The sequence below is a fragment of the Streptomyces sp. NPDC001678 genome (assembly GCF_042892945.1).
GTDB lineage: Bacteria > Actinomycetota > Actinomycetes > Streptomycetales > Streptomycetaceae > Streptomyces.
The window spans coordinates 21,249-47,091 of record NZ_JBIAUP010000009.1; the positions used below are offsets into that span (position 1 = coordinate 21,249).

The window sequence follows — 25,843 nt, forward strand, 5'->3', positions numbered from 1 at the left end:
ACGGGCGCGCCCGTTCAACTGCCGTGGAAAAGGCGGTCATCGATCCGTTGACTCCACTGAAACGCAAAGACAGGATTTGTGTCACCAGACCCGGGTCATTCAGTTCGCATTTCTCTCCCGCTGTCGAACGAGGAGGCAAAGGAAATGAAGAACCGCCTGCGCAACACCCTTCGTGCCGGTTCCCTCGCCGCCGTCGCCATGGGCGCCACCGTGCTCGTCGCCGGACCGGCGCTCGCGGCCGGGCCGACGCTCGGCGCGAATCCGAGCTCCGGCCTTTCCGGCGGTCAGACCATCACCGTTTCCGGGCAGGGCTACACCCCCGGCAGCAAGGTGGGCGTGGCCGAGTGCGACCTGGACTTCTCCAAGCGCGTGGCCTGTGACCGGGCGAGCGTGGTGACCGTGACGGTGGGGCAGGACGGCCGCTTCAGCACGCCCGTCACCGTGCAGAAGACGTTCAAGGGCTACAACCTGCAGACCGGTCAGGAGACAGGTGCGGTCAACGCCGCCACGGACAAGGTCGGCCTCACCGCGGTGCTGATGAGCCAGGTGGCGCAGCCGCTGGCCAACCTTCCGCTGTCCTTCGCCTGAGGTATCGCCCGAGCGAAAGCCGGGAGCGCCGCTGCGGGGCCGATATCATTCGGCCCCGCAGCGGCCTCGGTTTTTTCGGTATCCCGCCGATTTCGGTGAGCGGGTTCAGGAAGTGTTCAACTGAAGTAATTGAGCAGTCGAAACGGACCGTATTTCAGGCGCCTTTCCCCTGGATCGTTTTCCAGAGCAGCCAGGCGTCGATACCGCTCCATACGGTGAATGCCGAGGTGCGGATCCAGCTGACCTTCAGGAGATGGGCATGGGTCGCGGCCGAGAATTCGTCCGCGAGGTCCAGCCGGTCGGGTGTGGCCACCGCTCCGGACAGCACGATGATGAGGGCCAGCAGGGCGAGAACGACCAGCGGTACGGCCGGCGGGACGCCGGCCGGGCGCACGAAGACGAGAATGAGCGCGGTGACCCCCGCCGTGATGAGGCCGGGGGCGAGGACGCGCCAGAACATTCCGTTGTGCGCGGCCATATAGGCGGTGGACGCCTCTCCGCGCAGTCGCGCGACCATGGGATAGTCCATGAGCTGCAAGGTCCATACGAAACCGGTGGTGTACAGGACGGCCAGGGTGTGGGCGATCACCACGACGGCGGGGACTCCGCGCGGAACGGCAGCGGCCGTGAGCATGGGGATGTTCTCCTTCGGAATGTGGGCAGAGGTGGGGCGCTCGTGTCGTCCGGTCATGCCCCGCAGTGGGGGAGGCCACCGTTGAAGGCCACCATCTCCTCGAACGCGCCCTGTACATCGAGCGGGGCGGCGGGCTCCAGCCCGCGCTCCTCCGCGTAGGCCCGGATCAGATTGCCCACCAGGCGTTCGCCGTCGAGGAGGTGGGAGAACGGGTGGTTGCCGACGGACCGCGCCAGCTCGAGCGGTGCGACGGACTCCTTGGCGCCCGAACGCGCCAGTTCGCGCAGCCAGCGCAGGTACCGTGCGTTCTCCTCGAGCAATTCGGGGCCGCCTACCGGGCCGTGGCCGGGCACGACGTGCAGCGGCTCCAGTGCCCGCAGCCGGTCGAGGAGGCGGAGGGTGCCCGAGAGCGAGCCCATGAGGATGAACGGGGTCACGCCGGAGAACACCAGGTCACCGGTGAACAGCACCCGTTGGTCGGGAAGCCAGGCGACCGTGTCGCCGGCCGTGTGACCCGGGCCGAGGTGCAGCAGGCGCATCCGCGGGCCGGCGGACGACAGCGTCATCCTGTCGCTGAAGGTGACGTCCGGCAGCCGCAGCCGGATGTCTCCCCAGTCCACGCCCGGCCACAGCTCCGTCAGGGCCAGGCCGTGCGCGGCCATGTCGGCCGCGGCGCGCTCATGGGCGATGACCGTGGCCTCGCCGGCGAACTCGGCGTTGCCGAAGGTGTGGTCGCCGTGGCTGTGGGTGTTGACGACGAAGCCGACCGGGCGGGGGCTGAGCGAACGGACGGCCTCGTGCAGCAGCCGGGCCCGCGCGGTGGTGGCCGCGGTGTCCACCAGTACCGTGCCCCCGTCGCCGACCACGATCCCGGCGTTGTTCAGGCACCAGCCACCGTCGGGCTGTACGTAGGCGTGGACGCCGTCGTCGAGCTGCACCAGCTCGCCCGGCGCCACCAGGGTTGTCGACGAACGCCTCCCAGCGTCTCTCACGTTCTCGTACCTCCTGCTGTTGACGCGTGCAACTGTCGTGTGTTCAGGGATGGTTGTGCTGGAGTCGGCGCCTTGCGCCAAGCAGACTCTGGAGCCTGCCTACTATCGCGGGGGAGGCGAGTGCACAGGTGGACATCCGGGTTCTCGGGCCGTTGGCGGTGCGGTCGGTGGGGGGCGAGGCGGCGCCGAGCGCGCCCAAGCCACGTCAGGTGCTGGCCCTGCTGGCGGCCCGCGCCGATGAGGTGGTCTCCACGGATGCGCTGGTGGACGAATTGTGGGAGAGCGACCCTCCGGCCAGCGCCGTCACGATCGTGCAGACCTACATCGTCCTGCTGCGGCGGACCCTCGCCGACGCCCTGCGGATCGGCAGTTCCGAGGTGGCCCGGCACGTCCTGTCCTTCAAGGGCTGGGGATACCGGCTGGCGTCGGGGACGGGGACCCATGACGCCGGCGAGTTCCTGCGCCACGCCGACCTCGGGCGGCGGGCCCTGGAGAGGGGGGAGAACGAGCGGGCCTCGGTTTCGCTGCGCAAGGGGCTGGACCTGTGGCGTGGGCCGGCGCTGGCCGACGTCAGGGTCGGCCCCCGGCTCCTGGCGTACCGCACGTCTTTGGAGGAGAGCCGGCTGAGTGTGATCGAACAGCGCGCGGAGGCCGACTTACGGCTGGGCCAGCACCACGCCTTGCTCGGCGAGCTGTCCGGGCTGGTGATCCGGTATCCGCTGCACGAGAACCTCCACTGGCTGTACATCATCTCCCTCTACCGTTCCGGCCGGCCCGGGCAGGCGCTCAAGGTGTTCCAGCAGCTGCGGAACAACCTCCGCGAGGATCTCGGCATCGATCCTTCGCCGCGTATGTGGCGGCTGCACCAGGCGATCCTCACCGCGGACGTCCAGCTGCAACCGCCCGGCGAGTCGAAACTGTTCCCGCTGGAACTGGGGACTCCGTCGGAGCGTGTCCACTGAACACCCCCTCCATACTCTTCGCGTTGATCCGTCCGCCCGGCGGGCACGCACGGCCGGGGCCGTGGCCCGCCGGGCGGACGCGGCAGGTTCAGGCCACCGCGCGCTCGGGGGATGCGCTGTCGGTGGCCGGAACCGTGCCGGTCCGGGAGGGGCCGACGGTCGCCCGCCGCCCCGGGAGCAGGGCCGCGGTGACCGCGCCGGCGGCGACGACGCCGGCGCCGAGCCAGAGGGCGGCACCGAGCCCCGACACGAACCGGTGCGGTGTCCCCACGTCGCCGTACGCGGCGAAGACCGAGGTCAGCACGGCCACTCCGAGGACACCGCCCAGCTCGCGGATGGCGTTGTTGGCGCCGGAGGCGATGCCCTCCTCATGACGGGGCACGGCGCCCATCACGATGTTGCCGGTGGGGCCGAAGTACAGCCCCATGCCGATGCCGTTGCAGACGAACGCCGGTACGAGGCCCGCGTAGGAGGTGCCGGCGTCGACGAAGAGCGCCAGCCACAGCAGGCCGGCGGTCTGCAGGCCGAGCGCGGCCACGAGGATCGGACGGCCGCCGATCCTGTCCGAGAGGGCCCCGCCCAGGGGTGCGGCGAAGATCACCATGCCGGTCCAGGAGAGCATCCTGAGCCCCGCGCCCAAGGGCGAACTGCCCTGCACCGTCTGCAGGTACTGGGTGACCAGGAAGACCGAGCCGAACATCCCGAAGAACATCAGCAGGGACAGGGCGTTGACGGCCGAGAACGTCCGGTCGCGGAAGAGCCGCAGCGGCAGCATGGGAGAGGCGGTGCGGTTCTCCCAGAAGAGGAAGCCGGCCAGCAGCGCGAGGCCGGCGAGGCCGGTGCCGAGGACCTCGGCGGAGGCCCAGCCCTCGTCCGGTCCGCGCACGATCGCGAACACCACACCCAGCAGGCCCAGGCTGACCGAGGCCGTACCCAGCGGGTCGAGCCGGCCGCTCGCCCCACGGCTCTCGGTGAGGCCCCGGAAGGCGAAGGCGAGCAGGACGACACCGATCGGCACATTGATCCAGAAGATCCACTGCCAGGAGGCGGAGTCCGTGATGAAGCCGCCGACGACCGGGCCGCAGGCCACCGCGAGGCCGGAGATCGCTCCCCAGGCGCCCAGCGCGGCACCGCGCTTGTCCGGCGGGAACGCCGCGGACAGCATGGTCAAGGTGAGCGGGAGCACGATGGCGGCGCCCAGGCCCTGGGCGGCCCGCGCGGCCACCAGGGTGCCGATGCCGCCGGACAGGGCCGCCAGCGCGGAGGCGGCGGTGAACAGCGCCAGGCCGGTACAGAACAGGCGGCGCCGGCCGAAGCGGTCGGCGATCGCCGCGGCCGTGAGCAGGAGGACGGCGAAGGTGAGCGTATAGGCGTTGACGACCCATCCGACGCCTTGGATGTCCGTGTGGAGCGTGTCCCGGATCGTCGGGAGGGCGGTGGTGACCACCAGTTGGTCCAGGGAGACCATGAACGCGGCGACCGAGGTGATCACCATGGTGCGTAACGGGTGGCCGACGGTGTCCGGGCCCGCCGTACCGGCCGGGTGACTGGCCATTGTTCGGCTCCTCGAAAGAGGTGGGGAGAAAGGGGGTCACGCCCGTCGGCCGGTAAGGCGACCGCCGTCGCGGACGGGGCGATGACAAGTGACCGCCCACATGGCAGAGTTAACCTGGAAACTTTCTGGAACCCGAGGCTAGACGGGGAATTGTTAGCATGTCAACCGATGAGATTCCGCCGCTGGGAGTCGTCCCGCAGGCCGTCCTGCGCCCGGGATTCCAGGCATGGTTGTCGCTGGTCCACTCCTACGGCTCCGTGGTCAAGACCCTGGACCGGCGGCTCACGCGCGACCTCGGCATGTCGCTCGCGTGGTTCGAGGTCCTGGTCCTGCTCCACACCGATCCCGACGGCAGACGCCGGCTGCTGGAGCTCTCGCGACTGCTCGTCGTCTCCAAGGCGAGCGTCAGCAAACTGATCGACCGTATGGAGGCGTCCGGCCTCGTCCGCAGGGAGACCTCCGAACGCGACCGCCGGGCCGTGTACGCGGTCATCACGGACAGCGGCCGGGAGGCGCTGGCGAAGGCCCTGCCGCTGCAGGCGGCCAACGTCGAGGACTGCTTCTCCCGCCTGCTGGAACCGCAGGACCTGCGGGACCTCGTGCGCATCCTGGGCAAGGTGACGGCGCACTACGAGAACAGTGAGGCCACCGGCCCCAGCACCCCCAGCACCCCCGGCGCGTCGAGCGCGCCGTCCGGCGGCGCCGGCGCTCAGGGCCGGCCGCGGGGGGCTTCACACCGTGATGGTCGCCGGCCCGTCGCATAGCCCGGCCCGCAGCGCCTTGCGGTCGACCTTGCCGTTGGTCGCCGAGCGGGGGACGGCGGGGACGACCACCGCGTCCCGCAGCCGCTCGTGCGGCTCCAGCACGGCGTTCACCGACTCGAGGACGGCCGTCACCGTCTTCTCCCGGTCCACCGGGGCCGGTTCGGTCAGGACCAGGAACGCCACCGGCGCCCGGCCCTGCTCGCCGTCCGCCCGGTCCGCCACGGCGGCCTCCGCCACCTCGGGATGTTCCTGCAGCAGCCGTTCGATCAAGGACGGCGACACCAGCATCCCTTCGTGGCGGAAGACGTCGACCAGCCGGTCGAGCACGTAGAGGTAGCCCTCCTCGTCCAGGGACCCCACGTCCCCGGTGGCGAACCAGCCCTCCTCGTCGAAGGGGCGCAGCTCCGGCCGGTTGGTGTAGCCGGACATCAACTGCGGGCCGCGCACCTGGAGTTCGCCGACCTCGCCGGGGGCGAGGACCTCCGCCGTGTCGATGTCCACGATCCGCGACTCGCTGCCGGGGACGGGCGGGCCGCACGAGCCGGGCCGCGGGTGGACGGGGCCGTCGGTGTGGGCGAGGTGGGCCGACTCGGTCAGCCCGTACCCCTGGAAGACGGGCACCCCGAAGCGCTGCGAGAGACCGGAGACGATCCGCGGGGCGAGCGTCTGGTTGCCGGCCGCGATCATCGACACGCTCTCCAGGGACAGCCGCGCGAGGTCCGGGTCGGTCGCCAGGCGGGCCAGTCGCACCGGCAGGCTGTAGTAGTGGGTGGCCCGGTGCTCGTTCGCGAGCCGCACCGACGTCATGATGTCGGGGGACGGGCACAGCACCTGGCAGGCCCCCGCCCGGACCGCCGCGTTCATGTGCATGGGGGAGACGATCGGCAGGTGGCACAGGACCACGGACGCGGCGTCCATGTGATGGCACCGGCCGAACTGCGCCGCGTTGACGCGCACCGCGCGGTGGGAGACCGCGACGCCCTTGGACGGCCCGGTGGTGCCGCTCGTGAACATCACCGCCGCGATGTCCTCCTCGCCGGGCGACGGTGACGGCGCCTCCCAGGCGGCCGCCGTGGTGTCCGTCAGCGGCACCGCGGCGTCCTCGCCCCACCAGGGGTGGAGGCGGGCGAGCCGGGGCAGCCGCCCTCGCATGCCCCGCACGCGGTCGTACACCTCCGGGGTCACCAGGGCGACCCCCGCGCCCGACTGCTCCAGGACCCTCTCCACGGCGGCGTCCGGAAGCAACGGATTGAGCGGCAGCACCACCGCCCCCGCGCGGACGGCGCCGTAGTAGCCGGCCAGGAACGCCGGGTGCGGGAAGGACGACACCGCCACCGGGGTGCCGGGCGCCACCAGCGGACGCAGGGCCCTGGCACAGGCGGTCGCCGCCGCGTCGAGCCCGGCGTACGTCCACCGGTGCCCCCCGCCGACGACCGCCACCCGGTCCGGGAACGCCGCGGCCGTGGACGCGAGCATCGCGTCCACGGAAACACCCCCCATCGCGGATGGCTCATTCCATGCCATGTTCTCGGCCATGTGGCGCATGACCGTCCGGTCCACCATTTCCACCTCCGTCGCAAGTCCGTCCGCCCCGGCACAAAAGCCGTCCCCACCTGGGGAGCCTCCCGGATGGCGGCCGATCCCCGGACGCTCGCAACCCCTGCTCAAAGCGCGCTAGAGGAGCGGTAAAGGCCATCCCAGGAGGCGAAATGCCCCACTGTTGCGATGGCTGGAAACATCCTTGGCCGAGCTTTGAGTGTTCCTTGAGGACCGGCCGACAGCGTGCGTTACCCGGAAGATCCGGCCATTCCGACGAAGGAGGCGCGATGCCCGCCGAGCCGACCGCGACCGACCAGGTCACCACCGATCCGTACCTGGAGATCCAGCAGTTCTACGCCCGTCACATGTACGCCGTGGACAGCGGCGACTTCGAGAACTGGGCGGCAGGCTTCACCGAGGACGGGGTGTTCGTCTCCAACGGACTGCCCGAGCCCCTCACCGGACGGCCCGCCATCGACGCCGCCACCCGCCGGGGGGCCGCCGCCCGCGCCGAGCGCGGTGCCGTGCACCGGCACGTCCTCACCAACCTCGACGTGCGCCGGCACACCGGGAACTCGGCCGACGCCCGCTCCTACGTCCTGGTCGTCGAGTCCGTCGTGGGCGCCGGCTCCTCGCTCCACGTCAGCACGGTCTGCGAGGACCGGCTGGTCAAGGAGGGCGACGCATGGCGGGTCCGCGAGCGCAGGGTGACCCGCGACGACCTGCCTGCCACCGGAGCGGACCCCCGGTGACGGCCGCCGGACAGCTTCCCCCGGCCCTGTACCTCCAGCGGTTCTACGCACGCCAGGCAGGCGCGGTGAACGCCGGGGACTTCGACGCCTACCGCGACACGTTCACCCCCGCCGCCGAATTCCGGGTCGACGGGCGGGCGGCCGCGCTGCGCGGGGCCGAGGCGATCGCCGAGCACAGCCGCCGGCTCGCGGCCGAGCGCGCGGCCGGCGGCGCCGTCCAGCGCCACCACATCACCCTGACCGCGGTCGCCCACCGCGCCGACGGGACGCTCACCGCCCGCTCGGCCACCCTGATCGTCACCACGCCCCCGCACGGCGCCCCGGTCGTGACCGCGAGCACCGAGTGCGAGGACGAATTCGACGACACCGCGGGCCTGCTCAGGGTCCGCAGCCGCCGGGTGACCCGGGACACGGCACCCGGCGGCCCCGGCCGCTCCACCGAGCCAGGAAAGGAGACCCCATGGCGGACACGGCGTCCCACCCGCGCCGGGTCGTGATCACCGGCATCGGCGTGGTGGCCCCGGGAGGCAACGGCACCCGGGCGTTCTGGGACCTCATCACCTCGGGCCGCACCGCGACCGGTCGCATCTCCTTCTTCGACCCCGCCCCCTACCGCTCGCAGATCGCCGCGGAGTGCTCCTTCGACCCCCTCGCCGAGGGCCTCACCCCGCGCGAGGCGCGACGCATGGACCGGGCCGCCCAGCTCGCCGTGGTCAGCGCGCGCGAGGCCCTCCGGGACAGCGGACTGGACTGTGCCGGCCTCGATCCCGAGCGCACGGGCGTCGCCATCGGCACCGCGGTCGGCGCGAGCACCGGACTCGAGGAGGAGTACGTCGTCCTCAGCGACGGCGGCCGCGAATGGCTGGTCGACCCCGCCTACGGAGTCCCGCACCTGTACGGGCACTTCGTGCCCAGCAGCATCGCCGCCGAGGTCGCGCGGGACGCCGGCGCGGAAGGCCCCGTGGCCGTCGTCTCCGCCGGATGCACCTCCGGCATCGACTCCGTCGGCTACGCCTGCGAACTCCTCGCCGAGGGCAGCGCCGACGTGATGCTCGCCGGGGCGACCGACGCCCCCATCACCCCCATCGCGGTGGCCTGCTTCGACGCCATCAAGGCCACCTCCCCGCGCAACGACGACGCGGCCCACGCCTCGCGCCCCTTCGACAAGAGCCGCAACGGCTTCGTCCTCGGCGAGGGCGCCGCCGTCCTCCTCCTGGAGGAGTACGAGCACGCCCGGCGGCGCGGCGCCCACGTCTACGCGGAGATCGCCGGTTTCGCCTCCCGCTGCAACGCCTTCCACATGACGGGCCTGCGCCCCGACGGCCTGGAGATGGCCGCCGCCATCGGGGCCGCGCTGGATGGGGCGCGGCTGAACGCCGAGGACGTCGGCTACGTCAACGCCCACGGCTCCGGGACCAGGCAGAACGACCTGCACGAGACCGCCGCCTTCAAGCGGAGCCTGGGGGAGCACGCCTACCGGGTTCCGGTCAGCTCCATCAAGTCCATGATCGGCCACTCGCTCGGTGCGATCGGCTCCATCGAGATCGCCGCGTGCGCCCTGGCGATCGAGCACGGGGTGGTGCCCCCCACCGCGAACCTCCACACCCCCGACCCCGACTGCGACCTGGACTACGTACCGCTGGTCGCGCGCGAACGGCGGATCGACACCGCGCTGACCGTGGGCAGCGGATTCGGCGGGTTCCAGAGCGCCATGGTGCTGACCGCCCCCGGACGGAGGGCCGCCGCATGAGTGACGTGGCGGTGACGGGCCTCGCCGCTGTCGCGCCCAACGGCCCGGACACCGAGGAGTACTGGAAGGCGACCGTCGAGGGGATCAGCGGCGTGTCCGGCATCAGCCGCTACGACGCCGGGCGCTACCCCACCCGGCTCGCCGGCGAGGTCCGGGACTTCCCGGCCGCCGAGCACCTCTCCAGCAGACTGCTGCCGCAGACCGACCGGATGACGCGGATGGCGCTCGTCGCCTCGGACCGGGCCCTGGCCGACGCCGGGATCGACCCCGCCGCCCGCTCCGGCTTCGACATGGGAGTGGTCACCGCCAGCGGGTCCGGCGGCTTCGAGTTCGCCCAGAACGAGCTGCAGAACCTGTGGAGCAAGGGCCCCAAGCACGTCAGCGCCTACCAGTCCTTCGCCTGGTTCTACGCGGTGAACACCGGCCAGATCTCCATCCGGCACGGCATGCGCGGCCCCGGCGGCGTCCTGGTGACCGACCAGGCCGGCGGCCTCGACGCGCTCGGCCACGCCCGTCGGCGCGTGCGCGCCGGCGTCCCCGTCGTACTGGCCGGCGGCATGGACGCCTCCCTGTCCCCCTGGGGACTGGTCGCGCAGATCACCGGCGGCAGGCTCAGCCGCAGCGACGATCCCCGGCGCGCCTACCTGCCGTTCGACGCCGCGGCCGACGGCCATGTCCCGGGGGAGGGCGGCGCGTTGCTCGTCCTCGAGGACGCCGCGGCGGCCCGGGCACGGGGCGCCCGGAGCTACGGCACGGTCGCCGGCTACGGCGCCACCTTCGACCCGGCGCCCGCCACCGGCCGCCCGCCGGGGCTGCGCCGGGCCGTCGAGCTGGCCCTGGCCGACGCCCGGGCCCACCCGGCGGACATCGACGTGGTCTTCGCGGACGGCGCGGGGGTGCGTGCGCTCGACCGTGCCGAGGCCAGGGCGCTGGCCGAGGTGTTCGGGCCGTGCGCCGTCCCCGTGACCGTCCCCAAGACGATGACCGGCCGGCTGTACTCGGGCGCGTCCTCCCTGGACGCCGTCGCGGCCCTGCTGGCCATCCGCGACGCGGTCGTCCCGCCGACCCTGCATGTGACGGACCTCGCCGAGGACTGCCCGGTCGACCTGGTCCGGGACACCGCACGACACCTGCCCGTCCGCACGGCCCTGGTCCTCTCCCGGGGACACGGGGGCTTCAACGCCGCGCTGGTGCTGCGCGGGGAATCCGGAGGAGAGCCATGACCGCTCGGGAGATGACCCTGGACGACCTGATCGGCGTCCTGCGCGAGTGCGCCGGCGAGGCCGAGGGCGTGGACCTCTCGGGCGACATCCTCGACGTCCCCTTCGCCGACCTGGGCTACGACTCGCTGGCCCTGCTCGAGGCCGCGAGCAGGGTCGAGCGGCAGCGGGGCGTCGAGCTCGCCGACGAGGCCGTCGGCACGGCCGGCACGCCGAGACGGTTCCTGGCCCTCGTCAACGAGCCGCTCCGCACGGCCGTATGACCGGCCACGGGCACAGGCGGCGGCACGGGACGTGGCACCACCACACGGACAGGAGAAGAACATGACCGAGGACAGCGCCGGAGCGACGATCGTCACCGGCGGGACCAGCGGCATCGGCCTCGCCGTCGCCGAACGGCTGGCGGGCGGCGGCGCGAAGGTGTTCATCGGAGCACGCCACGCGGAGAAGGTCACCGCCACCGTGGCGGACCTGCGCGGGCGCGGCCTGGACGTCGACGGCGCCCCCCTCGACGTCCGCGACCCCGGGTCCGTCGCCGCCTTCGTGACGGCGGCCGTGGAGCGGTACGGCACCGTCGGCGTCCTCGTCAACAACGCCGGCCGCAGCGGCGGTGGAGTCACCGCCGAGCTGTCGGACGAGACCTGGTACGACGTCATCGACACCAACCTCCACGGCGTCTTCCTGATGACCCGGCAGGTGCTGACCAAGGGCGGGATGCGGGAGCGAGGAAGCGGACGGGTCGTCAACATCGCCTCCACCGGCGGCAAACAGGGGGTGGTGCTGGGCGCTCCCTACTCCGCCTCCAAACACGGCGTGGTGGGGCTCACCAAGGCGCTCGGCCTGGAGCTGGCGCCCACCGGCATCACCGTCAACGCCGTCTGCCCAGGCTATGTCGAGACGCCCATGGCCCAGCAGGTCCGCGCCAACTACGCCCGCATCTGGGACACCGGCGAACAGGCCGTGCTGGAGCGCTTCGAGGCCAAGATCCCCCTCGGCCGCTACTCGACCCCCGAAGAGGTCGCCGGACTCGTCGGTTACCTCGTCTCCCCGCTCGCCGCCTCCATCACCGCCCAGGCCCTCAACGTCTGCGGCGGGCTGGGCAACTACTGATGCCCGGCCCGGCGCGCCACCGCGTAAGGACGTGACGACCCATGCCCCACGTACAGCACACCATCACCGTCGCCGCCCCGCCCGGGACCGTCTACGACGTCATCGCGGACATCGGGCTGTGGCCCGTGCGTTTCCACCCCACCGTCCACGTGGAGCGGCTGGCGGGGGACGCCGGATCCGAGCGGGTGCGGATCTGGGCGATCGCCGGTGAGGAGGTCAAGACCTGGACCTCCCGGCGGGAGCTGCGGCCCGCCGAGCCGGCCGTCACCTTCCGCCAGGAGGTCTCCCAGCCGCCGGTCGCCGGGATGTCCGGCGTCTGGCGGCTCGGACCGCGGCCGGACGGCGGCACCGATGTCGTCCTCGAGCACGACTACCGCGCGGTCGGCGACGACCCGCGCTCCCTCGTCTGGATCGAGGAGGTCACGGACCGCAACAGCCGCTCCGAGCTCGCCGCGCTGAAGGAGGTGGCCGAACAGGCCGCGGCCCACCGGGACGCCCTGCGGGTCTCCTTCGAGGACAGCGTCGACGTCGCCGGCGCCGCAGGTGACGTCTACGCCTTCCTCCACCGCGCCGAGGACTGGCCGGACCGGCTGCCGCACGTCTCGCGCGTGGCCCTGGAGGAGCCTGCCGCGGACCTCCAGATACTGGAGATGGACACGGTCACGGCGGACGGCACGGCACACACGACGAAGTCCGTGCGCGTGTGCTTCCCCCGCAGCCGCATCGTCTACAAGCAGACCCGGGTGCCGGCGCTCATGGCGGCGCACACGGGGGAGTGGCGGCTCGAGGAGATGGCGGGCGGGGTGCGGGTGACCTCGGCTCACACCGTGGTGATACGGGCGGAGGCGGTCGAGGACGTCCTCGGGGAGGGGGCCACCGTGGACGACGCGCGCGCCTTCGTGCGCGGTGCCCTCGGTGCCAACAGCCGGATCACACTGGCGCACGCCAAGGCGTTCGCGGAGGCGAAGTAGACGGCGGACGCCCACCGGGAACGCGGCTGCCCGGGGCCCGGTGGTCCCCGGGCAGCAGGCCCGTCACCGTCAGGCGGTGGCGCCGTCGCCCGCGAAGTGGGACGACGCGTCGCGCTTCCACAGGAGGCCGACCGCCACCAGCCCCGCCGCGCAGGGGAGCAGCCCCGCCACGGTCACATACAGAGGGAAGTGCTGGGTGAAGTTGTAGAGCGAGATGAAGGTGGCGAGGGCGAAGACGACGGTGGCCGCCACACGCGACCAGGACTTGCCCTTCCGGCTGGCCCGGGCCAGCCACAGCCACAGGCAGACACCGGCCACGCCGATGGTGAAGAGGTAGGTCAGGATGCTCGACTTCACCGTGTCGATGCGATCCGAACTGTATTGGGGATAGGCGTCCTTGAGGCCTTGGGTCAGACTGTCCGCCGTCGCCTGGTCGATGATCACGGCGAGCACGGCGACCAGGGTGAGCGCGACCCCCGCGTACATGACGGTGACCGCGTTTTTGATGGGTGCGGGCGGCGCCGTCCGCTGTAACCGCCCGGCACGCTCCTGCTGGCTCGGCAAGGGAACTCCTTAGTGTGGTGCACGGCGTACGGACGCACTGATGTTCCGTATGCCTTCAGGGGATTGGGAGATGAGGACTCTGTCGGCAGCGGCTCCGCCGCTCCGGTGCAACGTGTGCTCGAGTCGATGCGGCGAGTCTAGCAATCGGCACTTCCGCGGCAACCGGAGCAACTGTCGAAGGATGCCTTCGGGCCAATAATCCTTTCTCAGGCGCCGTACGGGCCGGTGCCCGTCCGGCGGGCCCGTAGTTGGACCGTGAGGGCCGTCGCGAGGAACACCGCGGCGGCCAGGGCCAGATAGGGCCGGGGACCCGCGGTCTCGAGCAGCACACCGCCGATGGACAGACCGACCGGCAGGCCTGCCTGGGCGAGCAGCCGGTAGATGCTGTTGATCCTGGTGTGCAGCTCCTGCGGAATGATCGTCATGCGGTGCGCATAGAGGGTGGAGAAGTACGGGGGTGCCACGTACAGGGCCAGTGCCAGGCCGAGTTCGGCCACCCAGGGGGCAGGCGCGAGAGCCATGGTGAGTTCACCCGCCGCCCAGCCCAGCCCCGTGAACAGCATCACCCCGTACGTGCCCAGCCGGCGGTGGAGGAAGCCGCTGCAGAAGCTGCCCAGCACCCCGCTCGCCGCGCCCAGCGCGAGCAGCAGGCCCGTGCGGGACGAGTCCAGGTGGAACTCCGACTTCATCACGGTCATGAAGCTCAGCCACACCGTGCCGAGGGCCGCGATGTTGACGAAGTTCGCCAAGGCCAGCCGCCGTAGTTCGGTGTGGCGCAGGAGGTGGCCCACTCCCTCACGGATCGACGCCCACAGGGACACCCGTGCCTCGTGCGCGACCGGCGGGCGCAGGGAGGTCCGCAGGCACAGCACTCCGGCGCCGGCGACGACATAGGTGAGCGCGTCCGCTCCGAAGGCATAGCCGGCGCCCTGCATGGCATTCGCCCCCAGACCGATCAGCGCACCTCCCAGAGCCGGACCGAGTACCTCGGTCAGCGCGGTGGTCCCCTCCACCCAGCCGGAGGCCCTGGCCAGTTCGTGCGCGGGAAGGATACGGGGGAAGACCGTGCTGTTGGCGACGTCGAAGAAGACGTAGACGACACCGGAGCAGAGCACCGTGCCGGCGATGAGGAAGACGCTGGTGCCGCCGCCCAGCAGATAGCCCGCCAGGAGCCCGAAGAGCACGGCGCGCAGGAAGTTCCCCACCGCCATCACGACCTGCTTGTTCCACCTTTCCACCAACGCCCCGGCCGGAATGGCCAGCACCACGTACGGCACCTGTTCCAGCGCGGTGATCAGCCCCGCCGTGCTCGCCGAACCCGTCGCGTCGAGCACCAGCAGGGGAAGCACGAACTGGGAGATCTGTGTACCGACGCGCGAGGTGACCTGCGCCCACCAGACGATGACGAAGTCGCGTACCCGCCAGAGGCTGAGCGGGGGCGGAGCGCCCGTGTCACGGACGTTCGCTTTCCCGAGGGACATCTCACCGTCGCTTTCTGCGGGTGGGGGTCAGGGCGTTGGCGAAAAGGAGGGGAGACGACTCGCTCAGGCGGCCGCTGTGGCCCGCAGCGTCCACGTCTGGGCCCGGGTGAGCCGGGTGAGCTCGTCCACGTCCAGGTCGGGCCGGTGCAGCCAGCGCCGGACCCGCCGGGCGAAGTGCTCGGAGATCTCGTCGCCGACCTCGGGCAGCTCGGGGGCCTCGACGAGCGGCACCGACTCCGGCGGCGACCGCAGCGCCCGGACCCCGGCGGCCCCGTCGGCGGTGAGGTCGAGCAGGGAGCGGTACAGGGACGCGACCGGGACGGCGACGCCACCGGTCGCCCGCGCCAGGACCGGCAGCGCACCCGTGGCGTCGCCGGCCCGGCAGACGTCCGCGGCCAGTTCGAGGAGCCGGTCCCGGCCGACGCGGGCGGGAGCGCCCGTCGCCACGGTACCGTCCGGCCGGTCGACCGGACCGTGCACCTCGGGTACCGGCCCGTCGCGCTCGACGTCGTGACCGAGTACTTCCCGGCACATCGCGTACAGCAGCTGGGCGGGCGAGAGCACGCGGGAGGTCGTGGCGATGCCGGGCCCGGCGGCCGCCTCGGCCAGGGCCCGGCCGAACCAGCCGGCGTGGAGCACGGGGGCCCGCCGTCGGTCGGCCACGACCTCGCCGAAGCCGACGAACTCGGCCGATGGGCAGGCGCGTACGACATCGACGAGGTGCGCCAGGTTGTCCAGCATGGTGCGGGTCTGCGCCACCGGCCGCGGTTCCGGGGCCCTGATCGGGGCTTCCGGGTCCGGGTTGCGCCCGGCCGCGTAGTTGATCCCGTCCCAGAACTCGCGGTTGACGAAGATCGTCGGATGGCCGACGTAGAGGTGCAGCACGCCGTCCTCCGACCGTGCCGCGCGTTCCAGGAGCCCGGGCAGCTCTTCGAGCAGTGCGGCGAACCGGAGCGGGTCCGGCAGGATGTCCTCCACCGGACCGACCGCCTCGGAGCGGGCGAAGCACAGCGTGCCCGCGTACCAGTGCGGATTGTGGCCGCCACCGGTCCTGCTGAAGGAGTGGAGGTGGGCGGGGATGTCCAGGCCGGTCAGCGCACCGGGGATCTGGGGCCCCCACGAGGTGCCGGGAGTGGCGAAGCCGCACAGCCGGCGGCCCGTCAGCTCGCGGATCAGGTCGGCCCCCGATCGCTCCCGGGCCACGACCTCGGCCACCCCACCCGCCCAGTCGTGGGGTTCGAGGTACTCGGCCACGGTCGGGTGCGTCGAGTGGTGGTTGGTGTGGTAGCCGATGTCGTGGGTGCGCAGCGCCTCGAAGACGTCCAGCCGCTTCCGCCGGACGAGGGCACGGGCCTTGTCGCCGGTGAGGAAGAACGCCGCGGGCACCCCTCGTTCCCGCAGCATGGCGGCCAGCCACAGCACCGCGTCGTCGCTGAGCGGGGTGACCGGGTCCTCCACGTCGAAGGTGAGGAATACCCTCGCCTTACCCCGCACTGCGCTCGCTCCTCTCCTGCGAGGGCTGCCACAGCCCGTACATCCGCAGTACGGAGACGGCGTCCCGGATGCTCAGCCGCCCCTTGGGGGACTCGATCTCCAGCGCGCAGCGACCGGCGAAACCGCCGGACTCCAGGACCGCTCCCAGCTCGCGCAGCGGCATCGCGGCGAGCGGCGTGTCCGGGCCGCCCTTGAGATGCACCTGCGCGACCAGCGGCAGCAGCGCGCGCAGATCGGCGACCGGGTCCGCGCCCGCGTAGAGGCAGTTGCCCGTGTCGAAGAACAGCCGGGCCCTCGGGTCGTCCAGCGACCCGACCAGCTCGGCGGCGGCGGAGGGCAGCGCCCCGCCGACGAACTCCGCGGCGATCACGGTGCCGTGCCGCTCGGTCGCCGCCAGCAGTTCGGCGTACGCCTTGGCGTAGACCTCGGCGCGCCGGGGTTCCTCCGCCTTGACGCGCACGGGCACGAGGACCAGGTCGCAGCCGAGGCCCACGGCCACCTCGGCGGTGTCGACGACCCGGCGCACCGCGTCGGCGCGCTCCGCCTCCGGCACATCGGGCAGCCGGACGAACTCCGCGACCACGGCGGAGGCGATGGGCAGTTCATGGGCGGCGGCGAGCTCCCGGAAGAGCTCCGCCTGGGCGGGCGCGTCGGCGCTGCGCAGCGGGACCTCCACGAAGTCCAGTCCCAGCCGCCGGAGTTCGGCGAACTTCTGTTCAAGGGTGTAGTCGTCGGTGATGGTGTCGGTGCCTGCTCCCAGCAGCATGGGAGTACCCTTCTGTCGGTGTGGTGCGAGCACGGATCCGGTCCTCAGGGCGCGGTCGGGGAGCCCAGCAGCGTGTCCACCCGTACCGGCTGCCCGGATTCCGCGGACGCCTGGTGGGCGAGGGTCGTCGCCAGGGTGCGCACCGCCTCGTCGTAGGAGGCGAGCACCAGCTCCGGGCGGTTGTCGCGCACCGCGCGCACGAAGGCGCGGTCCTGTGCGGCCATCGAGTCGTCCGCGAAGGTCCGCTCCCGCTTGCCGTCGGCGGTGACCACCTCGATGGTGCGCGACTCCCCTTCGTGGCCCAGGATCGAGACGGTCAGGCCGTCGGCGATGATGTGGATGCCCCGGGCGTAGGCGGGGTTCCCGTGGCCCGAGACCATGTTGGTCACCAGGCTGCCGACGGCTCCGTTGGCGTACGTCAGGCTGGCGGCCGTCGTGTCGAAGATCTCCGATGCCTCCCGGGTGGCGATGCGGCGCCCGCCCGCGACGTAGACGGTGGAGATGTCGGACACCAGCAGCCGGAGCAGGTCCACCTGGTGGGTCGCCATCTCCACGACCTGGCCCCCGGAACGGTCCTGGTGGCGGTACCAGTCGCGGGGCGGCAGCTTGGTGAAGCGATGGGCGAGAGTCATCGCGATGGTCCGCTCGCCCAGGGTCTCCCGGACGAACGGCACGATCTGCGAATACCTGCTCTGGTAGCCGGCCGCCCCGATCAGGCCCTTTTCCCGCAGGGCGCGGGATATCCCGGTGGCGACCGACAGGTCGACGGCCACGGGCTTCTCCACCAGGATGGGGAGCCCGGCGTCGATCGCCGCGAACTCCACCTCGCCGTGGGCGAAGGGCGGCAGGCAGAGGAAGACCGCGTCGAGGCGCTCCTCCTGGAACATCCGGACGGCGTCGGTGTGAACGGGCGCTTGGGCGAACGCCTTCAGCAGCTCCTCCGGCGCCGTCCCGCGGAGCTTGTCGAGCACGCCCTTGCGGGTGGCCTCCGCGGCGGCCGGGTCGGAGTCGCACAGCGCGACCACCCTGGCCTCCGGATCGGTCAGCACCCGCTTGAGGTGCTCCTTGGCGATGTATCCGACGCCGACGAAGCCAATGCGCACGGTCATGGTCTGTCCTTTCGTCCTCGGTTGGTGGTGAAGGCCAAAGCCCCGGGTGCCGCGCCCTCAGAAGCCGGCGTCCTGCCAGTCCAGGAGCACGCCGATGGCGTCGTTGTCCGGGGTGGCGATGAGCTTGTAGGCGTCCTCGGCGTCCCCGGCGGGGAAGATGTGGGTGACCAGGTCGTCCACCGCCATGCGCCGCTGGGTGATCAGCCGGAAGAACAGCTCGACGTTGTCCGCGTAGGTGCCGCGCAGGTGACGGCCGCGGGGAGCGCGCTGGATGTCGCTGTCGTGCACGCCGACCAGGGTCTGCGCCTTGCGCAGGACCGTTCCGCCGAGCACTTGCCGGCCGGGCCAGGCGGTGTCGCCGACCAGCACCAGCGTCCCGGCGTCGCGGGTGAGGCCGGACAGCGCGGCCAGCGCCTCCGGGGCGCCGGTCACGTCGTACGCGATGCCGACGCCCTCGCCACCGGTGAGTTCGGTGACCGCTTCCTCGGCGGCCGCCACCCCGCCGGCGAGGACCGTGGTCGCGCCGTGCCGTGCGGCGGCCGTCAGCCGCGACTCGCCCCGGGCCACGGCGTACAGCTCGGCGGCGCCGGCGACGGCCGCGTACTGCAGCACCAGCTGGCCGAGCGGGCCGAGGCCGGCGACCGCGACCGGCTCGCCGAACAGCGCGCCCGTCCTGCGCACGGCGTGCTGGGCGATGGCCGACAGCGCGAACCAGGCCGCCGACTCGTCCGGCACCTCGTCCGGCACCGGGTAGACCGAGCGCTCCGAGACGACCGCGTGGCTCTGGTGCGCCCTGCGCAGCACGACCCGGTCACCGGGCCGGTGGCGGGCGGCCGTCGGGCCGACCGCCAGCACCTCGCCGACCGCGCTGTAGCCGGGCGCGAACGGATGACGCACCCAGGAGGCCCAGTGGGAGGGCTTCTCGAACTCGCCGAGGAAGCAGTTGCGTTCCGTGCCGGTGCTCACCAGCGTCATCCGGGTGCGCACGAGGAGCTCGTCACCGGAGAGCTCCGGCAGTACCTCGCGCCGTAGCTCCACGCGGCCGGGTTCGGTGATCAGCACTCGGGTACTGTGCATCGGTTCATCAGTCCTTCCAGGGTTCGACGACCGGCACCAGACAGTCGGGCAGACGGGCCGTCCGTACGGCGTCGGAGATCCGGTCGAGGGGGATGCGGTGGGTGAGCAGGGGTGCGAGGTCGAGTTCCCCCGAGGCCAGGAGGCGGAGGGCCGCCGCGAACACTCCGGGCTCGTAGTGGTAGCTGCCGAGGAAGCGGATCCGGCGGTAGTGGACGTCGTTGAGGTCGAGGGGGAGCGTGGTGCCGGGCGGGCAGCCGCCGAAACCGACCACCGTGCCTCCCGTGCGCACCAGGTCGAACGCCGTGCGGTACGTCTCGGCGCGGCCCACCGCCTCGACCACCACATGGGGACCGCGCCCGCCGGTGAGCCCGGCGACCCGCTCCGCCGTCCGGTCGTCGAAGGCCACGGGGATGCCGCCCGCCGCGGTGACGAGCGCCTCCCTGCCCGGGTGGTTGACGGTGCACAGGACCCGCTCCGCGCCGCGCAGCCGGGCCAGCCGCACCTGGATCAGGGCGACCGGTCCGCAGCCGATGACGAGGACGTCCTTGCCGGGGCCGATGCCCGCGGTGTCGGTCGCGTCCAGGACACAGGCCACGATCTCGGTCAGCATCGCGGCCGCGGGCGACACCCCCGCGGGCACCGGGGTGACGTGCGCGGTCAGCGGCGGGCGGACACGCACGTACTCCGCGTGCGCCCCCGGCTCCACACCCGCCCTGGTGTCGCACAGGGCCCGCAGCCCGTCGCGGCAGTTGGCACAGTGCTCGCAGGGCGGGTGCGGGTCGACGGTGACCGGCCGGCCGACCTCGAGGTGACGCACCGCGGGGCCGAGCGCGACGACGTCGCCCGCGACCAGTGTGCCCAGCACGGCCGGTGGGGTCATCTTCGGGTGCCCGCTGGTGACGGCGCGCACCAGTGCCGCGCCGAACATGGCCGCACGCACCCGGATCACCACGTCCTCGGGCTCCTCGACCCGGGGTACGGGCAGCCGTTCGAGGGTCAGGGGCCGGCCGGGACCGTGCCACACGGCCGCCCGCATCGATGTGGGCAGGTCGCCGGGCACGGCGTCGCACGCCATGCCGTCCGTCATCCCGCACCGCCGTCCGCGGCGGGTCCCGCATCGCCGCCGGGGGCCGTCGGCCCGGCGGCGTCCAGGAGCCACTCGTGCCGGGGATCGGTACGGAAGCACAGGTGCCGCTCCGTGCCGGCCAGCGCCCACAGGTAGTAGAAGCGGTGCCCGGCCGCGGCGACGAAGCTGTGGTAGCCCTCCCGCACCGTGACCACGTCACCGTCCTGTACCACCCGGGACCGGCGTTCGGCCGTCTCGGACGGGTAGTGGAGGAACAGCCCGAACCCCGAGGGCGGGGACACCCGGACGTGGAACGCCTCCTGCTGGTGGCTCTCGTGCGGCGGGTCGTGCTCGTCGTGCTTGTGCGGCGGATAGCTGGACCACACGCCCTCCGCGCTGAAGGTCTCACCCACCAGCAGGCCGTCCGCCGGCCGGTCCGGCCCGACGATGTCGTGCACCTCCCGGCCCCACACCCCGCTGCCGCGCTTCTGCGTGCGCACCTCGTCCGGCCGCACCGCATAGGGCTCGCGCGAGGCCGAGGCCGAGGCCGGCGCGGAGGCGACGGCGAAGCGCACGCCCGCCGCGCCCGCGGCGATCCGCCAGCGCCGGCCGGGCGGCGCGTAGAAGGCGGTGGCCCTGCCGTCGAAGACGTCCGCGCGCTCGCCCAGCCCCTGCCAGCGCGGACCGCCTTCGCCGAAGTCGACGTCGCAGCGGCCGCCGAGGATCACCACGACGGCCTCCTCGCCGTCCTGCCGGTGTTCCTCGGCCCGGCCGGGCGAGAGCTCGCCGATCCGCAGTGTGACCGGTAGTCCCGTGGCGCCCATTCAGAGTTCCCTTCCTGTCGTGGTTGCGGGTGTGACCGGTTCCGGGAGCAGCTCGTCGATCGCGACCGGACCGCCGCGCGCCGCCGAACGCGTCAGCGCCTCCCCGACGGCCACGGCGTACGCGCCGTCGGCCGCGGTGGCGGCCCGGTCCCCGGCACCGTCCGGTACGGCCCGCAGCAGCGCGTCGGCCATGCGCGCGTCCGCGCCGGAGTGGGTGCCCGTCTCCCGGGGGACACGGAGGTGGCGGACCGGTCCGTCCAGCGGGCTCACCCGGATCGTGTAGTGGCCGGACGGCTCCGCGCCGTCGGGCGGCGTCACCTCGTAGCGGGTGCTGAGCTCGCCCCCGGTGCCCTGCACGGTCAGCGTGTACCCCTCCCAGGGGGAGCGGGCCGACAGGGAGTAGTGGGCGAGTGCCCCGCCGCGGTAGCGGATCACGGCGGAGACCGTGTCGGCGATGTCCGCGTCCGCCGGCACCCGGCTCTCGTCGTCCCCCGCGTCCGTCCCGGAGTGGTAGTGGACGCGCCGGGTCCAGCCCGTGACCTCCCGCGGCCGGTCCGCGAGCCACCAGTTGAGCAGGTCGAAGTGGTGACAGCTCTTGGTGATCTGCAGCCCCCCGGACGCCGCCGCCCTGCGGTGCCAGCGCAGGAAGTAGCTGCGGCCGTGGCCGGGCCGGAGCCGGTAGGACAGGTGTGCCTCGACGGGCGTGCCGATCCGTCCCTCGGCCAGCAGGTCCGCGATCACCTGATGGAGATTCAGATAGCGCATGTTGTGCGCGACCCGCACCGTGCCGCGTGAGCGGTGCTCCGTGGCCACCACCGCGGCCGCCTGCGCGGCCGTCAGCGTCATCGGCTTCTCGGTCAGGACGTGGACTCCGGCCTCCAGCGCGGCCCGGATCTGCGCGGCGTGCGCGTGGTCGGGCGTGGTGACGATCAGGACGTCGGGACGCGCCGCGTCGAGCAGGGGGCGGACGTCGTCGGTCGCGTACACGGGTACGGGCCACCGCTCGGCCACCGCGGCCAGCCGCTCCGGATCGTTGTCGGCCACCGCGACCAGGGTGCCGACGGCGGACGGCCCCGGCTCGAACAGCGGCAGGTAGTTCTTCCATGCCCGGGTGCCGGCGCCCACGAGGGCGTAGCGGGTGGTGGGCCGGTCAGCCATGGACGCTCTCCTCCTTCGGGTCCGCGGTGTTCTCCTCGTCCAGCCACCGGCCGCCCCGGGCGACCCGGCGGACCCTCAGCTCCCGGTCGAGCACCACCAGATCGGCCGCCAGGCCCGGTGTCAGGGAGCCGATCCGGTCCGCGAGGCCCAGCAGCCGGGCCGGTGTGGCCGTGGCCATCCGTACGGCCTCCACGAGTGGGACGCCCGCGCCCAGCACGGTGAAGCGCAGGACGTCGGACAGGAAGCTGGTGCTGCCGCAGAAGGACGCCCCGTCGTGGTCGAGCGCGACGCCTTCGGCGACGACGCCCCGGGCCGCGCCCATGGTGAACGTCGTGCCGGGCGGCAGCCCGGTGCCGGCCGAGGCGTCGGAGACCAGGCACAGCCGGTCCGGTCCCAGGCAGCGGTGGGCGATCCGCACCAGCTCCGCCGGGAGGTGCCGCCCGTCCGCGATGAGTTCGGCGGTCAGCCCGCAGGAGGCCAGCACCGACTCCAGCAGCCCGGGCCGGCGCCACGGGCCGTCCTTGCGCAGCGCGGACTGCCCGCTCCACAGATGCGCGACGTGCCGCAGTCCGGCGGCGCGGGCGGCCGCCAGGGCTTCGTCCGAGGCCCCGCTGTGACCGGCCGAGACCACCACGCCCCGGCCGGTCAGCTCCCGGACGAGCGGGATCGCCCCGGGCAGCTCCGGGGCGAGCGTCACCATCCGCACGAAGCCGGGCTCCGGCAACAGCCCCCGCCACGACTCCTCCCCGGGAGACCGCAGCGCGTCGTGGGGGTGCGCGCCCCGGAACACCGGGTTGAGGTATGGGCCCTCGAGGTGTGCGCCGAGGAGCCCGGAGCCGGGCGGCACCCGGTGCCCGACGGCCAGGGCGGCGGCCATGGCGTCCGGTCCGTCGGTGGCCAGGGTGGCCAGCAGGCCGGTGGTGCCCGCCGCCGTGTGGGCGGCGAGCACCGTGCGCCAGGCGTCGTCGGCCGCTTCGTTGAAGGTCCGGCCGAAGGCGCCGTGCGCGTGGACGTCGACCAGCCCGGGCAGGACGTGGTCCCCGCCGGCGTCGACCACCCGGTAGCCGGGTGGCGGCCTGCGGTGCTCGCCGGCGTACTCGATGACGCCGTCGCGCAGGAAGAGGCAGTCGCCGGAGCCCACGCGGTCGGCGTGCACCACCGAGGCGTTGACGACGGCCACGCACCGGCCCCGGCTCATCAGGCCCTCGCCCGCCGGTAGACCCGCAGGTGGCGCTCGGTGAACCGGTCGAGGTCGAAGAGCGCGGAGCGGCCGAGCCCCGCCTCGCCCAGCGCGTGCAGCCGCTCCGGGTCCTTGGCCAGCGCCTCCAGTGCCGAGGCCAGCTCGCCGGGGGAGTCCGGCGGGAAGTACACCGCCGCCTCGCCGGCCGTCTCGTGGTGGGGCGGGATGTCCGAAAGCACCAGGGGCAGGCCGGCCGCCATGGCCTCCAGGATCGAGATGGGCATGCCCTCGAACCGGCTCGCCGAGACGAACGCCTGGGACGACATCAGCAGCGGCAGCACCAGGTCACGGCGCCAGACCTGGCCGTACCACTCGACCGCTCCGGCGATCCCCAGCTCCAGGCCCCGGCGGTAGAGGTCGGCCATCTCCGGGCCGTCCCCGATGACCCGCAGCCGGACGTCCACCCCGCGCCGGCGGGCCTCCGCCACCCCGGCCAGCACCGCGGCCTGGTTCTTGTGCGGGTACAGCCCGGCCAGGCTGATCACGGTGAGGCTGCCGTCGCCGGGCCCGGCCGGGCGTTCGGGGACGTCCACCCGGATGGCGTTGGGCACCACCTCCACCCGGTCCGCCCGCAGGCCGACCTGGGTGGCGCAGAACTCCCGCACCGCCTCCGACACCGCGAGCACCTGGTCCGCCCGGCTGTTGAAGAACCGGTCGACGCGGTTGCGCAGCCAGGTGCGCTTGTGGGTGTAGACGCTGTGGTACGTCACCACGGTGCGCCGGCCCCGAAGGGCCAGCCGCACCAACGGGTGGATCCGGCCGTCACCGAAGTGGACGTGCACCACGTGACCACGGGTCAGCCGCTCCACCTCGGCCAGCCGCCGGCGCGGCGAGCCGGACAGGGAGACGGTCTCGACCCGGGGGTCCAGTTCCGTCATCAGCGCGTTGCGCTTGGCCACCGCCAGGGCCACGACCCGCACCTTGACGCCGCGCGCCACGAGTTCGTTGGCCAGCGAGGTCACCACCCGCTCCAGCCCGCCCACGGTGAAGTAGCGCACCAGCAGGCAGACCCGCAGGCCGGACGCGTCGGTCCGCTCCCCGGCCGTCGTCACGGTCGTCCCGCTCACGCGCCCTCACCCCGCAGCAGCGCCGCGTAGCGCCGGGCGCCGCCGAGCAGGTGTCCGGCCTTGGGGGCGAGCGGTTCCCGCAGGGCCTCGGCGAGCGTGGGGCCGATGGCGCCGGCGAGCACGTCCGGGAGGTCGCACATGCGCACCAGACCGCGGTCGGCCAGCAGCCGGGCGTGGATCCGCTGCTCCGACTCCCGCACCTGGCGCGGGATGACGATGCTGTTGCAGCCGACGGCGAGCACCTCGCTGAGCATGTTCGCCCCCGCGGCGCCGATGAACAGGTCGGCGGCCGCCATCCAGGTCATCATCGCCGGCTCATAGGCGACGACCTCCAGCCACGGCAGCTCGGCGGCCCGGGCCCGCAGCGTCCGGGCGTCCGCCGCCTCCAGATACGGTCCGGTCACCAGCCGCACCCGGTCGAACCCCGTCCGCTGTTCGGCCAGCGCGTCGATCAGCGCGGTCCACAGCCCCATGGCTCCCTGGCCGCCGCCCATGCTCGCCAGGACGAGGCGCTCGGCGTCGTCCACCCCCAGGGATGCCCGCGCCGCGTCCCGGCCGAGCTGGAACTCGTCCACCAGGTACCCGGTGTAGTGGATGCGGTCCCGTAGGTAGTGCGGCACGCCGTAGTGGTCCTCGAGCCGGAACACCTCGGGGTGGGTGTGGACGTGGATGGCGTCGAAGTGCCGGTCGATCCAGCGGGCGCTGTCCTCGGAGAAGTACTCCCGGTCGGTCTTCTCGGCGTCGAAGAGCACCCCGCGCAGGGTGAGCACGCGCCGTTCGCCGGCGCCCCGGGTGGCGGTCAGCGCGGGCACCAGCTCGTCCTCGGCGCCCCGCGGCAGATGGTTGACCAGGAAGACGTCCGGGGCGTAGTGGCGCAGGAAGACCTCGGACAGCTCGGAACGCAGCCGGAACAGCGGCCCGGCCGCCATCGCCGTGCGTCCCGTGGTGCCCCAGCCGGAAGCGTTGTCGTAATTGGTGAAGGCGGGTAGCTTCACCACGTCCATGCCGGCGGGCAGCAGGTCCAGCCCGCGCCAGGCGCCCGTCAGGCCGGAGATGTGCATCTCCTCGCCGCTGTCGACCAGCCCGTGCGCCACCTTGGCGCTCTCCGCGGTGTGCCCGAGGCTCCTGCCGTTGTGCCAGTACATCGCGATCCGCATGGT

At 72.7% G+C, this 25,843-nt stretch carries 26 protein-coding genes; 10 read left to right on the plus strand and 16 right to left on the minus strand.

Going from position 1 to position 25,843, the window contains the following annotated elements:
- Nucleotides 1-144: 144 nt before the first annotated feature.
- The gene (locus tag ACFYZR_RS19835) at nucleotides 145-588 is read left to right on the plus strand and encodes an enediyne antibiotic chromoprotein (protein WP_391911934.1); all 444 of its coding nucleotides are present in this window, start codon (nucleotides 145-147) and stop codon (nucleotides 586-588) included.
- A gap of 154 nt (nucleotides 589-742) precedes the next feature.
- Here ACFYZR_RS19835 and ACFYZR_RS19840 read toward each other — a convergent pair whose 3' ends face one another.
- The gene (locus tag ACFYZR_RS19840) at nucleotides 743-1,279 is read right to left on the minus strand and encodes a hypothetical protein (protein ID WP_391911936.1); all 537 of its coding nucleotides are present in this window, start codon (nucleotides 1,277-1,279) and stop codon (nucleotides 743-745) included.
- The gene (locus ACFYZR_RS19845) at nucleotides 1,276-2,214 is read right to left on the minus strand and encodes an MBL fold metallo-hydrolase (RefSeq protein WP_391911938.1); all 939 of its coding nucleotides are present in this window, start codon (nucleotides 2,212-2,214) and stop codon (nucleotides 1,276-1,278) included. Before ACFYZR_RS19845 ends, ACFYZR_RS19840 begins: the two co-directional genes overlap by 4 nt.
- A 128-nt stretch (nucleotides 2,215-2,342) precedes the next feature.
- Between ACFYZR_RS19845 and ACFYZR_RS19850 the strand changes: the two genes are divergently transcribed.
- Complete coding sequence (locus tag ACFYZR_RS19850; RefSeq protein WP_391911940.1) at nucleotides 2,343-3,176, plus strand: BTAD domain-containing putative transcriptional regulator; 834 nt, start codon at nucleotides 2,343-2,345, stop codon at nucleotides 3,174-3,176.
- A gap of 88 nt (nucleotides 3,177-3,264) precedes the next feature.
- Here ACFYZR_RS19850 and ACFYZR_RS19855 read toward each other — a convergent pair whose 3' ends face one another.
- Nucleotides 3,265-4,731: an MFS transporter gene (locus ACFYZR_RS19855; RefSeq protein ID WP_391911943.1), complete on the minus strand. Its 1,467-nt coding sequence runs from the start codon at nucleotides 4,729-4,731 to the stop codon at nucleotides 3,265-3,267.
- Between the two features lie 158 nt (nucleotides 4,732-4,889).
- Here ACFYZR_RS19855 and ACFYZR_RS19860 point away from each other — a divergent pair, with 158 nt between their 5' ends.
- On the plus strand, nucleotides 4,890-5,495 hold the full coding sequence (locus ACFYZR_RS19860; RefSeq protein ID WP_391911945.1) for a MarR family winged helix-turn-helix transcriptional regulator: 606 nt from the start codon (nucleotides 4,890-4,892) through the stop codon (nucleotides 5,493-5,495).
- On the opposite strand, the gene ACFYZR_RS19865 is transcribed toward ACFYZR_RS19860, so the two are convergent.
- Nucleotides 5,463-6,971 carry a class I adenylate-forming enzyme family protein gene (locus tag ACFYZR_RS19865; RefSeq protein ID WP_391911947.1) on the minus strand — a complete coding sequence of 503 codons (1,509 nt, stop codon included), beginning with the start codon at nucleotides 6,969-6,971 and terminating at the stop codon, nucleotides 5,463-5,465. The two genes, ACFYZR_RS19860 and ACFYZR_RS19865, sit on opposite strands and share 33 nt — an antisense overlap.
- Before the next feature lie 350 nt (nucleotides 6,972-7,321).
- Between ACFYZR_RS19865 and ACFYZR_RS19870 the strand changes: the two genes are divergently transcribed.
- The 7 genes from ACFYZR_RS19870 to ACFYZR_RS19900 all read left to right on the plus strand — a co-directional run bounded on the left by ACFYZR_RS19870 (nucleotide 7,322) and on the right by ACFYZR_RS19900 (nucleotide 12,837).
- Complete coding sequence (locus ACFYZR_RS19870; protein ID WP_391911949.1) at nucleotides 7,322-7,786, plus strand: nuclear transport factor 2 family protein; 465 nt, start codon at nucleotides 7,322-7,324, stop codon at nucleotides 7,784-7,786.
- Entirely contained in the window at nucleotides 7,783-8,283 is a 501-nt protein-coding gene (locus tag ACFYZR_RS19875) for a nuclear transport factor 2 family protein (RefSeq protein WP_391911951.1), read from the plus strand. The genes ACFYZR_RS19870 and ACFYZR_RS19875 overlap by 4 nt, the downstream gene beginning before the upstream one ends.
- Nucleotides 8,247-9,536, plus strand: a complete 1,290-nt coding sequence (locus tag ACFYZR_RS19880; protein WP_391911953.1) for a beta-ketoacyl-[acyl-carrier-protein] synthase family protein — start codon at nucleotides 8,247-8,249, stop codon at nucleotides 9,534-9,536. Before ACFYZR_RS19875 ends, ACFYZR_RS19880 begins: the two co-directional genes overlap by 37 nt.
- The gene (locus tag ACFYZR_RS19885) at nucleotides 9,533-10,759 is read left to right on the plus strand and encodes a ketosynthase chain-length factor (RefSeq protein WP_391911955.1); all 1,227 of its coding nucleotides are present in this window, start codon (nucleotides 9,533-9,535) and stop codon (nucleotides 10,757-10,759) included. Before ACFYZR_RS19880 ends, ACFYZR_RS19885 begins: the two co-directional genes overlap by 4 nt.
- Nucleotides 10,756-11,019 carry an acyl carrier protein gene (locus tag ACFYZR_RS19890; protein WP_391911958.1) on the plus strand — a complete coding sequence of 88 codons (264 nt, stop codon included), beginning with the start codon at nucleotides 10,756-10,758 and terminating at the stop codon, nucleotides 11,017-11,019. Before ACFYZR_RS19885 ends, ACFYZR_RS19890 begins: the two co-directional genes overlap by 4 nt.
- A gap of 61 nt (nucleotides 11,020-11,080) precedes the next feature.
- Nucleotides 11,081-11,866: an SDR family NAD(P)-dependent oxidoreductase gene (locus ACFYZR_RS19895; RefSeq protein WP_391911961.1), complete on the plus strand. Its 786-nt coding sequence runs from the start codon at nucleotides 11,081-11,083 to the stop codon at nucleotides 11,864-11,866.
- A 41-nt stretch (nucleotides 11,867-11,907) separates the two neighbouring features.
- Entirely contained in the window at nucleotides 11,908-12,837 is a 930-nt protein-coding gene (locus ACFYZR_RS19900) for an aromatase/cyclase (RefSeq protein ID WP_391911963.1), read from the plus strand.
- A gap of 69 nt (nucleotides 12,838-12,906) precedes the next feature.
- Here the strand turns inward: ACFYZR_RS19900 and ACFYZR_RS19905 are convergent, their stop codons facing one another.
- The 12 genes from ACFYZR_RS19905 to ACFYZR_RS19960 all read right to left on the minus strand — a co-directional run bounded on the left by ACFYZR_RS19905 (nucleotide 12,907) and on the right by ACFYZR_RS19960 (nucleotide 25,840).
- On the minus strand, nucleotides 12,907-13,401 hold the full coding sequence (locus ACFYZR_RS19905) for a hypothetical protein (RefSeq protein ID WP_391911965.1): 495 nt from the start codon (nucleotides 13,399-13,401) through the stop codon (nucleotides 12,907-12,909).
- A 206-nt stretch (nucleotides 13,402-13,607) separates the two neighbouring features.
- Nucleotides 13,608-14,882 (minus strand): MFS transporter, encoded by a 1,275-nt coding sequence (locus ACFYZR_RS19910; RefSeq protein ID WP_391911967.1) that lies wholly within the window; start codon nucleotides 14,880-14,882, stop codon nucleotides 13,608-13,610.
- A gap of 63 nt (nucleotides 14,883-14,945) precedes the next feature.
- Nucleotides 14,946-16,376 carry a polysaccharide deacetylase family protein gene (locus ACFYZR_RS19915; RefSeq protein ID WP_391911970.1) on the minus strand — a complete coding sequence of 477 codons (1,431 nt, stop codon included), beginning with the start codon at nucleotides 16,374-16,376 and terminating at the stop codon, nucleotides 14,946-14,948.
- Entirely contained in the window at nucleotides 16,366-17,142 is a 777-nt protein-coding gene (locus ACFYZR_RS19920; protein WP_391911972.1) for a sugar phosphate isomerase/epimerase family protein, read from the minus strand. Before ACFYZR_RS19920 ends, ACFYZR_RS19915 begins: the two co-directional genes overlap by 11 nt.
- A gap of 44 nt (nucleotides 17,143-17,186) precedes the next feature.
- A complete protein-coding gene (locus ACFYZR_RS19925) occupies nucleotides 17,187-18,251 on the minus strand; it encodes a Gfo/Idh/MocA family protein (protein ID WP_391911974.1) in 1,065 nt (354 codons plus the stop codon).
- 57 nt (nucleotides 18,252-18,308) lie between these two features.
- Nucleotides 18,309-19,328, minus strand: a complete 1,020-nt coding sequence (locus ACFYZR_RS19930; RefSeq protein WP_391911976.1) for a zinc-binding dehydrogenase — start codon at nucleotides 19,326-19,328, stop codon at nucleotides 18,309-18,311.
- Between the two features lie 7 nt (nucleotides 19,329-19,335).
- The gene (locus ACFYZR_RS19935; RefSeq protein ID WP_391911978.1) at nucleotides 19,336-20,415 is read right to left on the minus strand and encodes a zinc-binding dehydrogenase; all 1,080 of its coding nucleotides are present in this window, start codon (nucleotides 20,413-20,415) and stop codon (nucleotides 19,336-19,338) included.
- A complete protein-coding gene (locus ACFYZR_RS19940) occupies nucleotides 20,412-21,218 on the minus strand; it encodes a 5-deoxy-glucuronate isomerase (protein ID WP_391911980.1) in 807 nt (268 codons plus the stop codon). Before ACFYZR_RS19940 ends, ACFYZR_RS19935 begins: the two co-directional genes overlap by 4 nt.
- Nucleotides 21,219-22,376 (minus strand): Gfo/Idh/MocA family protein, encoded by a 1,158-nt coding sequence (locus tag ACFYZR_RS19945; protein ID WP_391911982.1) that lies wholly within the window; start codon nucleotides 22,374-22,376, stop codon nucleotides 21,219-21,221.
- The gene (locus tag ACFYZR_RS19950; RefSeq protein WP_391911984.1) at nucleotides 22,369-23,574 is read right to left on the minus strand and encodes an N-acetylglucosamine-6-phosphate deacetylase; all 1,206 of its coding nucleotides are present in this window, start codon (nucleotides 23,572-23,574) and stop codon (nucleotides 22,369-22,371) included. Before ACFYZR_RS19950 ends, ACFYZR_RS19945 begins: the two co-directional genes overlap by 8 nt.
- Nucleotides 23,574-24,683, minus strand: a complete 1,110-nt coding sequence (locus tag ACFYZR_RS19955) for a glycosyltransferase family 4 protein (RefSeq protein WP_391911986.1) — start codon at nucleotides 24,681-24,683, stop codon at nucleotides 23,574-23,576. Before ACFYZR_RS19955 ends, ACFYZR_RS19950 begins: the two co-directional genes overlap by 1 nt.
- The gene (locus ACFYZR_RS19960) at nucleotides 24,680-25,840 is read right to left on the minus strand and encodes a glycosyltransferase family protein (RefSeq protein ID WP_391911988.1); all 1,161 of its coding nucleotides are present in this window, start codon (nucleotides 25,838-25,840) and stop codon (nucleotides 24,680-24,682) included. The genes ACFYZR_RS19955 and ACFYZR_RS19960 overlap by 4 nt, the downstream gene beginning before the upstream one ends.
- Nucleotides 25,841-25,843: the final 3 nt, after the last annotated feature.

Excerpts from the sequence above, each read along its gene's own strand:
- ACFYZR_RS19950 (WP_391911984.1), bottom strand. The coding sequence starts at position 23,574 with ATGAGCCGGGGCCGGTGCGTGGCCGTCGTCAACGCCTCGGTGGTGCAC.
- ACFYZR_RS19930 (WP_391911976.1), bottom strand. The coding sequence starts at position 19,328 with ATGCACAGTACCCGAGTGCTGATCACCGAACCCGGCCGCGTGGAGCTA.
- ACFYZR_RS19945 (WP_391911982.1), bottom strand. The coding sequence starts at position 22,376 with ATGGCTGACCGGCCCACCACCCGCTACGCCCTCGTGGGCGCCGGCACC.
- ACFYZR_RS19960 (WP_391911988.1), bottom strand. The coding sequence starts at position 25,840 with ATGCGGATCGCGATGTACTGGCACAACGGCAGGAGCCTCGGGCACACC.
- ACFYZR_RS19835 (WP_391911934.1), top strand. The coding sequence starts at position 145 with ATGAAGAACCGCCTGCGCAACACCCTTCGTGCCGGTTCCCTCGCCGCC.
- ACFYZR_RS19885 (WP_391911955.1), top strand. The coding sequence starts at position 9,533 with ATGAGTGACGTGGCGGTGACGGGCCTCGCCGCTGTCGCGCCCAACGGC.
- ACFYZR_RS19865 (WP_391911947.1), bottom strand. The coding sequence starts at position 6,971 with ATGCTCGCGTCCACGGCCGCGGCGTTCCCGGACCGGGTGGCGGTCGTC.
- ACFYZR_RS19890 (WP_391911958.1), top strand. The coding sequence starts at position 10,756 with ATGACCGCTCGGGAGATGACCCTGGACGACCTGATCGGCGTCCTGCGC.
- ACFYZR_RS19860 (WP_391911945.1), top strand. The coding sequence starts at position 4,890 with ATGTCAACCGATGAGATTCCGCCGCTGGGAGTCGTCCCGCAGGCCGTC.
- ACFYZR_RS19900 (WP_391911963.1), top strand. The coding sequence starts at position 11,908 with ATGCCCCACGTACAGCACACCATCACCGTCGCCGCCCCGCCCGGGACC.
- ACFYZR_RS19920 (WP_391911972.1), bottom strand. The coding sequence starts at position 17,142 with ATGCTGCTGGGAGCAGGCACCGACACCATCACCGACGACTACACCCTT.
- ACFYZR_RS19840 (WP_391911936.1), bottom strand. The coding sequence starts at position 1,279 with ATGACCGGACGACACGAGCGCCCCACCTCTGCCCACATTCCGAAGGAG.
- ACFYZR_RS19910 (WP_391911967.1), bottom strand. The coding sequence starts at position 14,882 with ATGTCCCTCGGGAAAGCGAACGTCCGTGACACGGGCGCTCCGCCCCCG.
- ACFYZR_RS19880 (WP_391911953.1), top strand. The coding sequence starts at position 8,247 with ATGGCGGACACGGCGTCCCACCCGCGCCGGGTCGTGATCACCGGCATC.
- ACFYZR_RS19935 (WP_391911978.1), bottom strand. The coding sequence starts at position 20,415 with ATGACGGACGGCATGGCGTGCGACGCCGTGCCCGGCGACCTGCCCACA.
- ACFYZR_RS19895 (WP_391911961.1), top strand. The coding sequence starts at position 11,081 with ATGACCGAGGACAGCGCCGGAGCGACGATCGTCACCGGCGGGACCAGC.
- ACFYZR_RS19940 (WP_391911980.1), bottom strand. The coding sequence starts at position 21,218 with ATGGGCGCCACGGGACTACCGGTCACACTGCGGATCGGCGAGCTCTCG.
- ACFYZR_RS19855 (WP_391911943.1), bottom strand. The coding sequence starts at position 4,731 with ATGGCCAGTCACCCGGCCGGTACGGCGGGCCCGGACACCGTCGGCCAC.
- ACFYZR_RS19925 (WP_391911974.1), bottom strand. The coding sequence starts at position 18,251 with ATGACCGTGCGCATTGGCTTCGTCGGCGTCGGATACATCGCCAAGGAG.
- ACFYZR_RS19870 (WP_391911949.1), top strand. The coding sequence starts at position 7,322 with ATGCCCGCCGAGCCGACCGCGACCGACCAGGTCACCACCGATCCGTAC.